This window comes from Paenibacillus sp. FSL K6-1330 (assembly GCF_037976825.1).
GTDB lineage: Bacteria > Bacillota > Bacilli > Paenibacillales > Paenibacillaceae > Paenibacillus_AQ.
Window position 1 is genome coordinate 1,459,836 of record NZ_CP150269.1, and the last position, 17,877, is coordinate 1,477,712.

General features: G+C 44.7%; 11 protein-coding genes and 1 pseudogene. 8 read left to right on the plus strand and 4 right to left on the minus strand.

Annotation, left to right across the window (positions count from 1 at the left end; all coding sequences use genetic code 11):
- Window positions 1-90: 90 nt before the first annotated feature.
- The 7 genes and pseudogenes from NYE54_RS06420 (at window position 91) to NYE54_RS06450 (ending at window position 11,795) form a co-directional block, all read left to right on the plus strand.
- A complete protein-coding gene (locus NYE54_RS06420) occupies window positions 91-2,043 on the plus strand; it encodes a BglG family transcription antiterminator (RefSeq protein WP_339270900.1) in 1,953 nt (650 codons plus the stop codon).
- 245 nt (window positions 2,044-2,288) lie between these two features.
- Entirely contained in the window at window positions 2,289-4,301 is a 2,013-nt protein-coding gene (locus NYE54_RS06425) for a PTS fructose transporter subunit IIABC (RefSeq protein WP_339270901.1), read from the plus strand.
- Between the two features lie 421 nt (window positions 4,302-4,722).
- Window positions 4,723-5,890 (plus strand): annotated as a pseudogene (locus NYE54_RS06430) (dicarboxylate/amino acid:cation symporter).
- 145 nt (window positions 5,891-6,035) lie between these two features.
- Window positions 6,036-6,665 (plus strand): TetR/AcrR family transcriptional regulator, encoded by a 630-nt coding sequence (locus NYE54_RS06435; RefSeq protein WP_339270903.1) that lies wholly within the window; start codon window positions 6,036-6,038, stop codon window positions 6,663-6,665.
- A 24-nt stretch (window positions 6,666-6,689) separates the two neighbouring features.
- Entirely contained in the window at window positions 6,690-6,860 is a 171-nt protein-coding gene (locus tag NYE54_RS06440) for a hypothetical protein (protein ID WP_339270905.1), read from the plus strand.
- A gap of 761 nt (window positions 6,861-7,621) precedes the next feature.
- A complete protein-coding gene (locus NYE54_RS06445; RefSeq protein WP_339270906.1) occupies window positions 7,622-9,775 on the plus strand; it encodes a fibronectin type III domain-containing protein in 2,154 nt (717 codons plus the stop codon).
- A gap of 757 nt (window positions 9,776-10,532) precedes the next feature.
- The gene (locus NYE54_RS06450; protein ID WP_339270907.1) at window positions 10,533-11,795 is read left to right on the plus strand and encodes a DUF4073 domain-containing protein; all 1,263 of its coding nucleotides are present in this window, start codon (window positions 10,533-10,535) and stop codon (window positions 11,793-11,795) included.
- Between the two features lie 81 nt (window positions 11,796-11,876).
- On the opposite strand, the gene NYE54_RS06455 is transcribed toward NYE54_RS06450, so the two are convergent.
- Together NYE54_RS06455 and NYE54_RS06460 are read right to left on the minus strand one after the other, a co-directional pair.
- Complete coding sequence (locus NYE54_RS06455; protein WP_339270908.1) at window positions 11,877-13,289, minus strand: MFS transporter; 1,413 nt, start codon at window positions 13,287-13,289, stop codon at window positions 11,877-11,879.
- 327 nt (window positions 13,290-13,616) lie between these two features.
- Complete coding sequence (locus NYE54_RS06460; protein ID WP_339270910.1) at window positions 13,617-14,150, minus strand: YbhB/YbcL family Raf kinase inhibitor-like protein; 534 nt, start codon at window positions 14,148-14,150, stop codon at window positions 13,617-13,619.
- Between the two features lie 175 nt (window positions 14,151-14,325).
- Between NYE54_RS06460 and NYE54_RS06465 the strand changes: the two genes are divergently transcribed.
- Complete coding sequence (locus NYE54_RS06465; protein WP_339270911.1) at window positions 14,326-14,991, plus strand: GntR family transcriptional regulator; 666 nt, start codon at window positions 14,326-14,328, stop codon at window positions 14,989-14,991.
- A 312-nt stretch (window positions 14,992-15,303) separates the two neighbouring features.
- On the opposite strand, the gene NYE54_RS06470 is transcribed toward NYE54_RS06465, so the two are convergent.
- Both NYE54_RS06470 and NYE54_RS06475 read right to left on the minus strand, forming a co-directional pair.
- Window positions 15,304-16,767 carry an Msr family ABC-F type ribosomal protection protein gene (locus NYE54_RS06470; RefSeq protein WP_339270912.1) on the minus strand — a complete coding sequence of 488 codons (1,464 nt, stop codon included), beginning with the start codon at window positions 16,765-16,767 and terminating at the stop codon, window positions 15,304-15,306.
- Between the two features lie 576 nt (window positions 16,768-17,343).
- Complete coding sequence (locus tag NYE54_RS06475) at window positions 17,344-17,751, minus strand: helix-turn-helix domain-containing protein (RefSeq protein WP_076322785.1); 408 nt, start codon at window positions 17,749-17,751, stop codon at window positions 17,344-17,346.
- Window positions 17,752-17,877 lie beyond the last annotated feature (126 nt).

The window sequence follows — 17,877 nt, forward strand, 5'->3', positions numbered from 1 at the left end:
TGCTATACAGACCTGGATATGATATACGTAGGACTATGTACCTGCTCCACATTTAGAGAGCTCTCCAAATAAGTTGAATAGGAGATCGGAATGAATAATAGGCAAAAAGAGATTTTTCGCAATTTGTTAATGGAACCGAACCGGTTGTGGCTCGTTCAGGATCTGGCGGATCAGACCGAGTGCTCGGAGAAGACGATCCGGAATGATCTGAAGGTAATTGATGAATATATAGTTAAGCACTCCAGTGGTAATCTGGTGAAAAGGCCGGGACTCGGCGTTTATCTGGAGATCGGGGAAGCAGATCAGACTGATTTATTCCAACGTTTGTATTCAAACGAGAGTTCCACCGAGCATGTATCCGATGAGGAAAGGGTGCTGCATCTGGCTTACCGGCTCTTGATGAACGCGAAGCCCGTAACCATTCAGAACCTGGCTTCTTTGTTTTATGTGAACAAGACGATTATTCGTCGAGATATGGAGAAGATTGAGGGCTGGCTGCACAGCTTTGATCTGAACTTAGTGACTAAGCAGCGTGTGGGCTTAATGATTGAAGGCTCGGAGAAGAACAAACGGATGGCGCTGGCGCGGTTGAACCAGTTGATCAATCGTCCGGAGTTGACGGGACAGATGATGCGTAAGCAGTATGAACCGCATGAGATTGCAACCGTATTCAATGAGTTGAAGGCGTTGCAAAAGCAACATCAGCTCCGCTTCACCGATGAAACCTTTGAAAGTCTGATGCTGCATATTCTGCTTATGGTCAAACGGACCAAGCTGGGACAGCCGATTTCGCTTTCTGGGCAGGACATAGCCTTTTTGGAGAACAAAGCGGAATTTGCATGGGCGATAGACTTTTTGAAGAAGCTGCAAAAACTGTTCGCCGTACCTTTTTCCAAGGAAGAAACCGCTTATCTAACCCTGCACCTGCTTGGCGGGAAGTTCCGATACACGCAGGAGGATGAAGGCGCCCGGCGGAGTGATCTGGCAGACAGCCACCCCCTGCTGCCCCAATTGGTTGAGCAATTGATTCGGCGGATGTCGGAGTTGAATATGATCCCTTTCTCCAAGGACCAGGTATTATTGAACGGGTTGAAAGTGCATTTATACACGACCATGAACCGTCTTCATTATGGTCTGGCTGTGTCTAATCCGATGCTGGCTGAGATCAAAAAGATGTACCCCTACATGTTCGATCGGGTCATCATGGCATTGGAAGAGGTAGGGGGAGCGCTCCAGCTGTATTTTCCCGAAGAGGAAGCCGCCTATTTGACGCTGCACTTTCAGGCGTCTGTGGAACGGCTTCACCAGAATGAAAGCCATCCTCAGAAGGCCATTATCGTGTGTCATATGGGCGTCGGGATGTCCCAATTGCTTCTCGCGAAGGTGGAACGGAGATTCCCGTCCGTGCATGTAGAGACAACGATGTCCAAAGCGGAAGTGGAGGATTATCTGGCAGCTCATGAGGTGGATCTTATTATTACAACGGTGGATCTGCCCAAGCTAAAATCACCTCACATCCTCGTTTCCCCACTGCTCGAGGCCAGTGACGAGCGTAAGCTGGAGCAAGCGATCCGGCGGCTTGATGAGCCGGATTGCAGGGCGGCTGAGGAATCAGTCTTTTTGAAATATACGACACCTTTTCTCGTCTTTCCTCAGCAGGAGATAGAGCGCCCAGAACAGTTAATCGCCAAATTTGCGCATATGCTGGAGGACAAAGGGTATGTCGAGGCAGGCTATACGGAAAGTGTGCTGGATCGTGAGAATATGTCTGCTACGACGATTGGCGGGGGCATTGCCATCCCTCATGGCAGCCCGAAGTGGGTTAAACAGTCCTGCATCGTGATTGTTACTCTGAAACAGCCGATCACCTGGGGAACCGAGAAAGTAGAGCTTGTGTTCTTGCTTGCGGTTAAGCACGATGAGCGGGAAGAGATGAGGCAGCTGTTCAGAGAATTGTCGCATATCAGTGAGCAGCCGGCTTTGGTCAGTGCGTTATCTAAGGAGACGGATGCGATGCGATTGCTGAGTACGTTAAAAGGGTAATATTAGTCTTAGAAACATTGATGATCAAGCAGGACGTATACGTCCTGCTTTTTACATTCTTTTTTGGGGTCCCCGGAAAGTATTTGGAATAAGCATCGTAGAGGCTCCACTTGGTGGGGACATTTTATTGCGATATAAACCTGTTTTTCCGGAAGTTCCGGTAAAAAGTTCATCCGATAACAGCGTTTTTAGCCTGTACACTATAAATGTAAGCGGGAACATGAGAGCAAAGGAGAATGACGATCATGAAAATATTAGCGATTACTTCATGTCCTAACGGAATTGCACATACGTATATGGCTGCTGAGAATCTGCAGAAGGCAGGCGCGAAGCTGGGCGTTGAGTTGAAGATCGAGACTCAAGGCTCCATTGGCGTGGAGAATCAATTTACGGAGCAGGATATCCGTGAAGCCGATGGTATTATTATCGCTGCGGATAAAACGGTGGTGAAGGACCGGTTTGTCGGTAAAAAACTGCTTGTCGTTGGTGTGCAGGATGGTATCCGTCGTCCAGAAGAGCTAATCCAACAGATGATAAAAGGGGATGTGCCAGTTTATCAGGCACAGTCCAAGTCAGCTGAAGATATGACAGGAGAGAACAAACCTAAACAAAATCCGATTTACCGTCACTTGATGAACGGTGTATCCTATATGGTGCCGTTTATCGTGATCGGCGGGCTGCTCATCGCAGTCGCACTGACGATGGGCGGTGTGAAAACGCCGGGTGGACTGGTTATACCGGAAGATTCGATCTGGAAAACGATTGAGAGTATCGGCGGGGCTGCGTTTACCTTTATGGTTCCGATTCTTGCGGGATTTATCGCCATGAGTATTGCAGACAGACCGGGTCTTGCACCAGGTATGGTTGGCGGGTTCATTGCTGCGAACGGCAGCTTTTATGGAAGTGAAGCGGGAGCGGGATTCATCGGCGGGATTATTGCCGGTTTCCTGGCGGGTTATGTTGCACTTGCTATTAAAAAGATCAAGGTTCCTCGGTCGTTGCAGCCGATTATGCCCATTATCGTTATTCCGGTACTGGCTTCTCTAATTGTAGGGTTAATCTTCGTCTTTGTAGTTGGTGCGCCAGTTGCGAATCTGTTTGAAGCGTTAACGGTCTGGCTCGCGGGCATGCAGGGCACAAGTTCGATTCTGCTCGCGCTTATTCTGGGCGCGATGATATCTTTTGACATGGGTGGTCCCGTGAATAAGGTTGCGTTCCTGTTCGGCTCGGCCATGATCGGTGAGGGAAATTATGTGATCATGGGACAAATTGCCGTTGCCATCTGTGTTCCTCCGATTGCGATGGGACTGGCAGCCATGATGAACAAAAAGAAGTTTACACCTGCGGAACGCGAAGCTGGAAAAGCAACATTTACAATGGGACTGTTCGGGATTACCGAAGGAGCGATTCCATTCGCGGCGCAAGATCCTCTACGCGTTATTCCAAGTATCATGGTCGGCTCGATGACGGGTTCGATGATTGCAATGTTTGGTAATGTCGGTGACAGAGTAGCCCATGGCGGACCGATTGTAGCCGTACTCGGTGCCGTTGATAATGTGTTGATGTTCTTCCTCGCTGTCATAGGCGGCGCAGCTGTATCCATTATCATGGTGAGTCTGCTCAAGAAAGATGTTGCAGGTGTGACTCCGGCAGTTGTTGGAGAAGGAGCGAAAGAAACACCGGCCAGTGCACGTAAAGAGTTGGCAGCAGACACAGCTGCACCCGTGGCTGCGGACTCAGCGGAAGTGACTTCAACCGTGACCCATAACGATACAGCAACCGAAGCACCTGCTATCCGCGTCGAGAAATTGACAGACATTGTAACAATGGATCTTATTAATCTGAATCTGACCGGAACGACACAGGATGCTGTTATTGACGAAATGATCGGTGTATTGGAGCGGAATGGGGCGGTAAGAGCTGATGGAGATTTTAAACAGGCCATATTAGCCAGGGAACAAGAAAGCTCCACAGGCATCGGCATGAATATTGCGATTCCTCACGGTAAATCGGATGCTGTCCTGAAACCAAGCGTGGTCTTTGGTATCCAGCAGGATGGTGTTGACTGGAAGAGTCTGGATGGCAGTGAAGCCAAATTGATCTTTATGATTGCCGTGCCGCGGAATAGTAAACAGAATGCACATTTGAAAGTGCTGCAAATGTTGTCCCGCAAGCTGATGGACGATGATTTCAGAGAAGCGCTCTTGGCGGTGACCACCAAGGAAGAGGCCTACCAATTGCTCGATCAGGTGCATTAATTCAAGCCACCGAGTGACTTCACCTAGCCATTGGTTCGGTGGGCAACAGTAGCCAAAGAGCTTGGCTTATAGCAGAAGGATAATGGCTGATCTGTTGGAATTAATCCTGCCGTTATCTCATCATATTAGGGTTCTATGGAACCATTCCAATGAAGCCAGCCCCTACACAGAAATGAGCGGGGCTGGCTTCAATTTTTTTGTGCATGCTTGAATCGGAGTAGGCATTTCGCCGTTACATTATTTATTTGGTGTCCATCTCTGTCATCTGATCTGTTACTGGTATGTTACGTTGTCATATTTTGCATAATGACAATGATATCCAGAATATGATAAAGTTTGTTCGTTCCATGTCCAATGGATTGTGTCCGTTTGGAGTGGACAATAAACGGAAATAAGATCTGTGGGTGATAACAGCATGAACATGAAAAAACTCGGTTTGCTGCCGAAAATCCTTATAGCCATTTTGCTCGGCATTGCGATCGGATCGTTCTCACCGGAATGGCTGGTTGCCGGATTAGCTACCTTTAGCGGGTTGTTTGGAAACTTTCATTGGTTTTGCCATACCTTTAATTATCATCGGATTTATTGCTCCCGGGATCGGGGAGCTGGGAAGAGGGGCCGGTCGCCTGCTGGGCGTGACCACGGGCCTTGCTTATCTCTCCACTGTTATCGCGGGGCTGTTGGCGTTCTTGGCAGCGACGCTATTGTATCCGTATATGTTGGAGGTTGGTGGTCTGGTTAATTCCTACTCCAATCCGGAAGAGGCGCTGCTGGAGCCTTTTTTTAAAGTTGACATGCCGCCTGTTTTCGGGGTAATGACTGCTCTACTGCTAGCCTTTACACTTGGGCTGGGAGCGGCTGTAATCAAGGGACAAACCTTGCAGAAGGTCATGGTTGATTTCCGGGAGATTGTGGAGAAGCTGATCGCCTCGATCATCATTCCGCTGCTGCCGTATCATATCCTCTGCGTGTTTGCCAACTTAACCTATGGCGGGCAAGTGACCACGATCCTGTCGGTCTTTGCCAAAGTATTCATTATGATCATTGTCCTGCATGTGCTGTTCCTGATCATACAATACTTGGTTGCGGGGCAAGTCACGCACAAGAATCCGTTTGCCATGCTGAAGAACATGCTGCCGGCTTATTTTACGGCGATAGGTACGCAGTCTTCTGCCGCTGCCATTCCGGTTACGCTGCGTCAAACCAAGCTGAACGGGGTCAGCGGGAAGGTCGCTGATTTTGTCATCCCTCTGTGCGCAACCATACATCTATCCGGTAGCACGATTACGCTGGTAAGCTGCTCGATGGCCGTGATGCTGCTGACGGGGATGCCAACTTCCCTCGGCATGATGTTCCCATTTATTCTGATGCTGGGCATCACGATGGTTGCCGCTCCAGGAGTCCCTGGAGGTGCCGTCATGGCAGCACTCGGATTGCTGGAGTCCATGCTGGGCTTCGATACAACGCTGACGTCGCTCATGATCGCCCTCTATATTGCGCAAGACAGCTTCGGAACGGCTTGTAATGTAACCGGAGATGGAGCAATCGCAGTGATCACGGACCGCGTGAGCAAATCTGAGCCTGCGTAAATAATGTAGCGCGGATTACTACTTTGCATCGCGGACGGTCAGGATCCAGCAATCTATATGAGTTCAGGCGGAAGCCTGCCCATTTCCGAAAAGATGGGCAGGCTTTTTATTGATTTTTTTTGTACGATCGTACTAAAATATAACCATGAATACTAAAAATAAAATGAATGACCAAAAGGAAATGTCTTTTATTGAGAAGGCCCGCCGTGCGCAGATCGTGGCATGTGCGATCGAAACCATTGCCGAGGACGGTTATGCCCAAGCTTCGATAGGTCAAATCGCCAAGCGTGCCAACGTTAGCAAAGGGGTGATTTCCTATCATTTTGCAGGCAAGGATGAGCTCCTGGAGCAGGTGGTGACGGAGTATTATATCGCCTTTGAGTCCTTTATGCAGCCAATCCTGCGTGACGAAGCTTCTCCGAAAAACAGGCTCAAGAAGTATATTGAAGCGAATTTGGAGTTTATCGCGGATCATCGGAAGATGGTTTTTGCCGTTGTGGAAATCGTGACGGGCATGAGGACGAAGGAGGGGAAGCCTCGGTTTTCGGCGGATACGGATGAAGGTGTGTTTCAACCGATTGAGGCGATTCTGCATGCAGGGGCGAAGGAAGGAAGCTTTCGAGAATTCACCCCGTTATCCTCCCGAGTCATGGCGCTCGCTATCGGGCATGCCATCGATGGATTCAGCCTGGAATTGATGAGAAACCCCGATCTTCACGTAAAGGCTTATGTACAGGAACTGATTACGATCTTTGATCACGCCACGCGCAAATAAGAACGCTCCCAAGGAGGAGAGAGCATGTTGATTTATTATGTGGTGGAGTGCTTTTGCTGCAAGAAGACATTTCGGCTGTACGAAGGAAGCACGGGATATAAAAATTTCAAGGAAAACCAGAAAGGGAAATATTCCTGCGAGTCATGCAATCATAGCATACGGCTTGAGGCGCTCTTTAATCTGCTTAAGAAATAAGAAGGAAGAAAAAGAAAAGGATAATAATGAAATGACAAGAACAATTATCTGGGCCCCATCGCTTTCGCCGCGAGCATCAGCTGCATTGCGGCATGAAATGGTGGGTATCGGACGGTAGGGTTACGCTGGTGGATATGTTCTCGCATACGCATATGTGGAATGCTGTTCACTACTAGTTTGGAACGGGAAAATGTGTGTGAAGTTAATTTGGGTATGCCCTCTCTTGATGGAGAGGGCTTTTTTTCTAGGGAGAGGATGATTACAATGGGGGGGCTACATCCAAAAGACAGTTTGCAGTTGGCTCAAATGACCGAACGCATCCAGCCTGACACTCTGCAAACTATAAAACGAGACAATTAAATTAATTCTATTATATGGTATTATATTTGAATAATTTTGAACAGAAAGGAAGCCAATCGTGCTGTTTCGAAAAGCTACGGATATACCGCAGTTAATTAAATTTCGTAAGATATTACTACGTTTATGAGGATAACAGTAGTATGGGTGAAACATTTAGAAACTACTTTGATTCCTCATTATCAGACAAGATTCGTAGTATGAGTTGCTGATGATGACAGAGTATTTATATCAACAGTATGTAGGTTTTATTTTCAGGCCTTAGATACTTCCAGAGTCTTAATTTGAATCTTTAATCTTACTATACAAGACTAAAGATTCAAATAATTTACTATTAAGAAGAATTTCGAGATATCCGATAATAAAAGAGAGTCTATAATATAAAAAGGAGATGATTAAATTTTATGAAAAAAATTACAGGATTAAGTATTTTTATTCTATTATTTGTATTATTAGATACTTATGCCTATGGGGAATCCGTAAAAGAAATGCAGGGTAATTCATTCCCAAGCGGGACTATCGCAACAGCTAGCAGCGTAGCGGATTCGTATATTCCCGCAAATGTAATCGATAAAGATTTAAAAACAAGATGGAACGCAACAACATACCAAGCAACGCTGCAACTTGATTTCCCAACGGAGTTGAATATTTCTGCAGTGCAACTAGCAGCAGTTGCCACTCCCACAACGGATGAGGAGTACACGGTCTTTGGATTCAAAAATGGATTATGGACACAAATAAGTGAGCCTACGATAAGAAATGTTCTTGCTTCAGCCGAAAGTACACCTGTTGTACTGGAGTCTATTCCAGTTAATCCAGGCAACTACGATGCGATTAAAATAAATATTGATGGTCGTAATTCATGGGTAGCCATAAATGAAATAACATATATAAATCAGTCATTAAATGCCCCGCATCTTGAAAAGATAGTAGATGGACCGATTTCTTTATATTGGAACTCGGTTCCGGGAGCGACTCATTACGAAGTGAAACGATCCGAGACACCTGGGGGTCCTTATACAACTATTGCTACTGTTCAGGAAAGACCTTGGTTAGGGTATCTAGATGAAGAGACGTACAATGATGAGAATCATTATAAGGATTATTATTATGTCGTAACGGCATTGAACGGATCGGAAACGAGCCCGAACTCAAATGAGGTATCCTTAATCCGGCCGAGCACGCCTATAAATGTTCAAGCAGTACCAGGGGACAAAGAAGCAATGGTTACGTGGGATAAAGTGGATAATGCAACCAATTATGAAGTGAATGTTGCGACTTCGGAAGAGGGCCCCTATCAGTATGTTGGATCCGCAATTGATAATAACAAAACAGTGACCAAATTAGTAAACGGAACGAAATATTATATTCGGGTGGTTGCGAGGAATGAAGATGGGTACAGCAGGTCTTCGTCACCAGTTTCAGTTATACCGGGTATAAATCAGTCATTAAATGCCCCGCATCTTGAAAAGATAGTAGATGGACCGATTTCTTTATATTGGAACTCGGTTCCGGGAGCGACTCATTACGAAGTGAAACGATCCGAGACACCTGGGGGTCCTTATACAACTATTGCTACTGTTCAGGAAAGACCTTGGTTAGGGTATCTAGATGAAGAGACGTACAATGATGAGAATCATTATAAGGATTATTATTATGTCGTAACGGCATTGAACGGATCGGAAACGAGCCCGAACTCAAATGAGGTATCCTTAATCCGGCCGAGCACGCCTATAAATGTTCAAGCAGTACCAGGGGACAAAGAAGCAATGGTTACGTGGGATAAAGTGGATAATGCAACCAATTATGAAGTGAATGTTGCGACTTCGGAAGAGGGCCCCTATCAGTATGTTGGATCCGCAATTGATAATAACAAAACAGTGACCAAATTAGTAAACGGAACGAAATATTACATTCGGGTGGTTGCGAGGAATGAAGATGGGTACAGCAGGTCTTCGTCACCAGTTTCAGTTATACCGGGTATAAATCAGTCATTAAATGCCCCGCATCTTGAAAAGATAGTAGATGGACCGATTTCTTTATATTGGAACTCGGTTCCGGGAGCGACTCATTACGAAGTGAAACGATCCGAGACACCTGGGGGTCCTTATACAACTATTGCTACTGTTCAGGAAAGACCTTGGTTAGGGTATCTAGATGAAGAGACGTACAATGATGAGAATCATTATAAGGATTATTATTATGTCGTAACGGCATTGAACGGATCGGAAACGAGCCCGAACTCAAATGAGGTATCCTTAATCCGGCCGAGCACGCCTATAAATGTTCAAGCAGTACCAGGGGACAAAGAAGCAATGGTTACGTGGGATAAAGTGGATAATGCAACCAATTATGAAGTGAATGTTGCGACTTCGGAAGAGGGCCCCTATCAGTATGTTGGATCCGCAATTGATAATAACAAAACAGTGACCAAATTAGTAAACGGAACGAAATATTACATTCGGGTGGTTGCGAGGAATGAAGATGGATACAGCAGGTCTTCGTCACCAGTTTCAATTATACCGGGTATACAAGAAACAGATAGCAACAATAACTAGTTTTTACTTTACCTAATAACTTCCTCAAATGAATTGCTGGATCGTGAGCTGCTGCTTATGCTGATCAAGCACATCGAAGTTTTAAGAAAGCGGAGAAGTTAAGGCCGTATCCTGTTAAAGTTAAACGATATTACGTAGCGGGAAGGCACTGATTTCCGGCCCCTTCCCACCTTGTTATGTGTTGAATCAGCTTCCCCTACACATGGGAGCACTATTCACTGTTAGCGCGAATGGACAATTAAACCGGAGACGCATTGGCGGAACTAGCAAAGAGGGGCGGAGAGCCCCTCTTTTTTGTTAAACTTCACTATGTTGTTAATGCAGAGATTTGAATCCAATTATTTGGGAAATCATTCGATAAAGGATTAGAAGTGTTGTTTAATATATTCGGCAATATGTTGATGGCTTTTAACCCTGACATGGTATTTGTGGAAAATGGTACAGATCAATTATTCAGAAAAGAAAATGGCTGTCATTATAAATACAAAGCTGGGTCAATACCAGAAAAAGTATCTAAGATAATTAATTTACTACGATTTCCACATATTTATCAGGAGTAGTTATAAAAAACACATTCACATTCGAATGTGTTTTTATTTTATATAAATATTGCTACAGCTTTGGTTTATTTACATTTTTTTGTTCATTATTTACTCCAGTAGAATATTACCTTAATATTTCCTGTTTACAATATGATAGAAACTTATATCGTTTTGCGGATGATATTCTGAAATGATGATAACTAGGAGGAATAATTGTGAAGAAGCTACTAACAAGCATTATGGCAACATCTATTATTTTCAATATGGGTGCTTTTTCAGGATCAGCGCAAGCAAAACTGGATGAGCTTCTATTCTCCAAAGATCCAGGTCTTACTTTTGATGTCATTAGTGACATTCAAGGGGATTACAACGACTTTAAGCATGTGCTTAACGATATGAAACAGGTAAACCCTGCTTCAAAAGCATTAATCGTGAATGGTGATATTACAGACCGAGGGTGGGACTTTGAATATCAAGCCGTACAACAGGTGTTAGATAGTAATCTTCGTCCAGAACATGTTTGGTACAGCATAGGAAATCATGAGTTTTATAAACCGAAATGGGCAACACCGAACAAATTAGCGCAAAACACGTGGCCGAATAATACGCCGGAATCCGAAATGTTCGAAAATTTTTATAACTTTACGGGCGAAGAGAAAGTCTATCATAAAAAAGAGTTAGACGGATATCCGCTGCTTTTCATAGGAACCGAAAAATATATGCATTATCATGATAAATCCTTGTGGGATGAGGTTTATCTTAGTGATGAGCAGCTTGATTGGTTAAAGCAGAATCTTGAAGAATATTCAAAGAATGATCCCAATAAACCCATCTTTCTCTTTAGTCATCATGTCCTCAAGGATAGTATTTCAGGCTCCAATCAATCCCCCTACACAGGTGATTACTTAGACCAGGATAAATTAGAAGGAATCTTAAAGGATTACCCACAAGTCATTCTCTTTACAAGCCACAGTCACTGGGATCTGAATCTTCCGGATTGGGCAGGTAAAAAGGTAGTTGAAGGTGGAGATAAGCGTGGTTTTACTGTTGTGAACACAGCTGGTATTCAAATGGGCTGGGCATCGGCAGGTCCTAATGGTGGCGAAGTGCAAACCGGCATTGATTTTAAACAGGGACTTCAGGTTGAAGTGAACGGAAATGATGTGAAAATAAAAGCGTATGATTATAAAACAGATAAAGTTATTAAAGAGCTGGGTGTGCATCATGGTACGGTTGCTCAATTACCACCTCATGTTGAAGCTGATGATGAGAAAAATGAGCTTATTGGTGCTACCCAGTACATGGAGTACTCTGTGAATGGAAATGGAAATGGAAAAGGGAATGGGAATAGTCGCTGGGTTGACTATGATCCGAAGAACCCTCCAAAATTTGAAGGAAACCAAAATGTATTCGTTCGCCATAAAGGTGAAATGAACCTGGAAGATGGATTATCTAAGAAGGTGACTTTCAAAAAATAATCTGAAAAAACAGAGCGCTGATTTTATCAGCGCTCTGTTTTTTGCGTACAACTAACCCGATCTGACTTGGGCATTTCAATATCAACCTTTCGAAGTAACGGGTTCGCTATTCATCTTTTCGTCCGCATCCATTTTAACTGCACGCCCAAACTGTACATAATAAAACGCAGCTACCACAACGATAAGAATGGCAAGCACCATAAAAATATTGCTATAGATGATAGTCGTGCTATTTTGTGGTATCGGATTTAAGCGAATGGTCGATGTGCCCAAATCCAGTATCTTGCCGATAACAGCTGTTGATGTTGCCGTAGAAATAAAAGTGATCATGGAGAATAATCCCATACCTACTCCTATATGCTCTTTTGATAGCGTTCGTGAAACGGTGTTCGACATCGCAATTTGCATGAACGATTGACCAACAGCACCAAAAATAAGAAAGATCCCAATAAAAACTGGCGACATGCCAACGACGGAAGACAAAGAGATAAAGCCAATCAGAAGAAGTGCCGCTGCTGTATAAACAAGGAACGGATTTCCCTTTTCATCTGCTAATTTGCCGCCGCGCCGACCCAAAAACGCGGCCATTAAAGATGATGGCAACATAACCATTCCGATGAAAACAGGTGACGAATGGTTTACAGAAGAAAGCAACTGAGGTGTAATGAATGGAATGGCAAAGCTAATCCCGATCATTACGAAAGTAATAATTAGACCGAATGTAAAAGGTTTGTTTCGAAATATAGCCGGGTTAATGAATGGCGCCGAAGTGTATCGTATACGTAATAAGAAAAAAATGAGAGTAATAGTACCCACCAAGGCAAACCAGATACTTCCGTTTGTTAAAGCCAGTAACAGAATGGCCACTGTGCCCGCTAAAAGCAATCCGCCAATAAAGTCGATTTTTCTGGCAACTCCCTTTTCTTCATCTAAATATTTCCGATACATCGGTAACGTAAGCAACGATAAAAGCGAAATTACAAATAAAACCCGCCAGTTCCACGTACTGCTTACCACTCCAGCAATGATCGGACCTATTGCCAAACCGAGTGAAAATCCGATTGCAACGGTACCCAACGCACGACCGCGGCTTTCAGGAGAGAAGTAACGAACCGGGACGATCATTGCAATCGCTGGAATGACCGATGCACCAGCTGCCTGCACAATTCGACCCACAATGACCATCCAATATTGAATAGCCGCTAAGCCTACAATAGATCCAATTGCAAAAAGTAGCAGGCCAAACGTCAACAAATTCTTCAGACTGTATCTGTCTGTCAATTTTCCGTAGGTTACCGAGCCGATTGCGTATACAATCATATAGCCTGTGATGATCCAGCTCGCTTGCGATGGAGAAAGTTGAAACTGTTTGCTGATATTAGGAAGTACAATATTAAACATGGTTGCATTCATGACGGAAATAATGAGCGTAAAGACAAGTAAACCAAGTAATAACTCTCTGTTATTTTTTTGAACGCTTTGATTGGATTGCATTGGAATGCCTCATTTCTATAGGATAAAACAGCATTGCAGGGGGATGCTTTAAATACTTTGCTTGGTAGATGCTCATCGCCAAAATACTGAAAAGTCCTCAAAATTGAGGACTTTTCTGTTACTTTGGACAATTTGAATTTGAATTTGTTTTTGATCTTGCTCCCACAGCCGCAAATGATCGTATGCTTCAAAATTAGAATGGGCTGCTGGCACTTGGGGCATATATTTTGATGCTGCGTCGCTTGGAGCATTAGACTTTTCAGCTCTTGTTGTATACGAACACCAAAATTTTTCATACCATCGTCTCCCATGCCTCAACAGCTTGGATTACTTGATTTCCCCTGTTGCCATGAGAACGGCTCTTCCCAGCGTATGGCTCAGCATGGTGAATCCAAGGAGAGCCGGTGTGGAGTTAGGGGCGACGCCAATATTCTCGACATCCAGCGCATGAACGACAAAATAATACCGATGAGGGCCGTGTCCCGCTGGAGGCGCCGCACCGATAAACCGTTCAAGTCGCAAATCGTTCGGCAGTTGCAAGGAGCCTTGCGGCAAACCACTGCTATGTTCGTCACCTGCACCGGTTGGCAGTTCGGTGACGCTGGCAGGAATGTTGATGACGGCCCAATGCCACAAGCCTGATCCGGTCGGGGCATCCGGATCATACGCGGTTACGGCAAAACTCTTTGTCCCTTCGGGTGCACCCGACCATTTCAAATGGGGCGAAAGATCTTTACTGCCTTCCAATCCTGACATCTCCGAGTATTGCTGGGGCTGTAGAGGATGGCCCTCCGCAATGTCGTTACTCGTCAATTGAAAGACTGCGACTTCTGGCAACTTGGAAAATGGATTGTTGTTCACTGTATATTACCTCCTTTTATTTTACAATGTCGATAATACACAACATAATCGATTCTGTAAAGAATAATCGTTTTATTTGTCCATTATTGAATTTAGTCTTTGTTTTTTTATAAATTTCGGTGTAAACTATCGAAATACGGATAATTATAATGTGCATGAAGGAAGGTGCTGCTTCATGGCCAAAAGGAACGGTTCGTCCACCTTAAGCGAGAATGTCACGAAGAAACTACAGTCCGATATTCTGACTGGACAATATGAACCCGGCTTCCCATTGAAAGTTTCGGAATTAGCCAGAGATTTTGAGGTCTCGGTTGCCGTTGTTCGAGAAGCGCTGACCCGATTGGCGACCCAAGGTCTTGTACAGCAAAACCCTAACCACGGATTTTCAGTAAAGACGGCGTCGGAAGAAGAGCTGAATAACATCATACAAGCACGGTTAATCAATGAATCCGAAGCTTTACGCCTATCCATCGCTTATGGCGATCTCACATGGGAGTCCAATGTAATCGCCGTTCATCACAAATTATCGCAGACAGCGGAGCACAAGGAAGTAAATGAAAAGCTTATCGTTCGCGAAGAGTGGTCCGAGATCCACCGTCAATTTCATTACGAACTTATAGCTGCATGTCCCAATCCGGTTCTCCTGAATATCTGCAGCAACCTTTGGGATTTGAGCGAATTTTATCGACATTGTTCGCCCCCTAAACAGCAAGTTCGCGATGGCCTCGCTGAACATAAGGCATTAACAGATGCAATTCTTAGCCGCGACAGTGATCGTGCTGTACAGATCTTTAGAGCGCACATCCAGCTCACCGCGGATGTCCTGTTTGACAATCATTAAGTGGTTATGCTACAAATACCAACTTTCAAACCCGTTGTAGACAAGTAGCAACACAGTCGGAGAGGTGGCTGCCCATCATTTGAGCAAAGCTGCTCTGCCGCACCACCGTTGTATCCAATCGGTTCATAAGTTTGCGCGTTGTTTTCGAAGGACTTGGATAGGACGGGCTGTTTGAGATTCGCCAGTGGCCATTGGGGCAACTGAAATAGGGCACCCATATGGGTGCCCTATTTGATCATATTACGAAGTGCTGTCTTCAAATTTTTCTTTGTGTTTGAACCCCGCTTACCCACTCGAAGACCCGAACAGTCGTTAAGCCCTCTGAATGATTTTTTTGTCCCTGATTTCATATACGGTATCAGCTACATTCTCTATCAAACGGATATCGTGCGAAATGAAAATGATCGTTCCCGCATAGTCCTTCATCAATTGTTCCAGTGCTTCCACCGCAGGAAGATCCAGAAAATTGCTGGGTTCATCCATCAGCAGGATGTTGTACCGTCCTAACAGCATTTTGGCAAGCTGCAATTTCATGATTTCTCCGCCGCTCAACACGGATAATGCCTTGCGTACGTCCTGCTGAGAAAATCCCATCGATGCCAGAACGGCTCGAATTTCCGATACCTCATAATCACTGTCTTCCAACATGAACTCCATAACCCCCTGATCACGGTCAAACTTGTAACCCGTTTGGGAAAAATAACCGATTTCCGCTTTAGGGGATACGGAAATACCATGTTCACGATGGAGTATCATCTTGAAAAGCGTCGTTTTGCCAGATCCATTCGCACCGGTGACTGCGATCTTGGCACCCAATGGAAACTGGAAGGAGGCCTCCTCGAAAATCTCCTTGCCCTCAAACTGTTTGTAGATGTCTTTCCCGGTAATCGGAAACGAATGATGAAGCTCCAAGGCTTTGCTTTGCCGAAAACGGATGGATCGCATGGCTTCAGGGGGTTTCACCTCACCAAGCGCTTCGATTCGATGCCCCATATTTTTAGCGGCATTATGGAGCTTTTTCTGTTTGCTGCCCGTCGATTTTTGATGAGCCAGGCGGCCTCCGCTTTCGGAGCTGTTTTTTCGTGAAGCGCCCTTGGCCTTTTGATCCACTTTTCGAGCCTGGTTAAGCTTTTCGGTAATGGCTTTCTCCAGCCGCTCCCGTTCCGCAGTAAACTGCTTATATTTTGCAGCCTGGCTATGCCGTTCCTCTTCCTTTTGGCGCAGGTAATCGGAATATCCGCCCCAGTACTCCGTGATTTTCCCCTCATTCAACTCCCAGATCTTGTCGACGACTTGGTCAAGGAAATAACGGTCGTGACTGATGATGAGCAAGGCGCCGGAAAAATATTTAAGCTGGTGGATCAGAAAGTCTATGCCATCCCGATCCAGGTGACACGTCGGTTCATCGGCAAAAATTCCGTGCACTTCTCTGGAGAGGGCCTGGGCTATTTTTAGCCGTGTTTCTTCACCGCCGCTCATATTCTCCGCTTCACAGCTCTCAATTCCCAGCTTGCCGATTAAAGCGTAATCTTGAATCTCTTGTACCATGACATCATCCAATTGGGGAATATAACTGATGTTGCCTTCCCGAATGACTGTACCATGGGACAAAGGAATTTCCCCCAGCAGGGCTTTTAGCAGTGTGCTTTTTCCTGCTCCGTTCGCACCAACCAGACCGATTCGGTCGTAGTCGTAAAGCTCCAGTTCATCAATGTCCAGAACATCGCGCCCCGAATATTCCACAACCATATCTTTTGCTTTTATCAATAATTCCATATTGTGTTTCCTCCTTCAAAAATCGCAGTTTCTGTTCGCAGGATCTCCTGCGATTGAAGAAGAGAGGTCTAAATAAAGAAGTACCAATGCATGGATCTCATAAGATCTGCCCCTTTTCATATTTATTTTTTTTCTGCTAGTTTTTATCGTTCGGCTGTTTTTTGGCAATAAAAAATACAGATCCGAGTCCACAATGGGGCTTAAATCTGCATGGATAACGAGAGAAGATGGCGATACAAAGGCATAGCAAACAAGCTAACCGTGTCGCAATCTATGTCTACATACGCAGGAAATAAGCAGCTCAAAAAAAGCCCACACTTGTGGTTTGGAAAATCCGCTTTTTTTATTGCCAACTTATCTTATACGCATGGAATGTAACATAGATCACGAGCCTCCTCATAAATGATACGTTGAATCATAACATTGGCTGCTATACCTGTCAATACAATAGAGTGCAGCCACAATAACGAGTAGATGTGAGCAGACCCTTAGATCGCTAGAAGAACTTGACCTGTTGTTGAAAAGGGTGCTTGGTTTTGAATTGTATTTTCTGATTCTGGATTTTTAATAGGTCGCTTAGCCATCGCTCTGACTATTTTGACCATCCTCTTCAGGATCCTGCGATTGTAAACGAATATCAACAATTCTATTTTTATAAGTTGCTCCCCAACTCTTCATGGATAAAATGATCGGTTCCAATGTCTTTCCGAATTCAGTAAGCGAATATTCCACTTTAGGTGGTACCTGTTTATATACTTCGCGATGAATAATGCCATCCCGCTCAAGCTCCCGAAGCTGCAGCGTGAGCATGAACTGCGTAATGGCCGGGTACAGGCGGCGGAATTCACTAAATCTTTTCGGACCTTCAATGAGGTGATAGAGAATAATACCTTTCCATTTTCCCCCGATAACTTCCAGAGTTGTTTCAACAGGACACCCTTCTGTACTTGGAATCACATGGTTCTTATGTTTACGATCGCTCAAACCCCTTATCCCTCCCAATAGTTCAATAATTAATACTATATAATAAAATTATGCGTACTTCTCAAATCTTTATATATATTCTATTATAAACCCGTGTTAAGTTCAATTCATTTGGGCAAGGTTCGA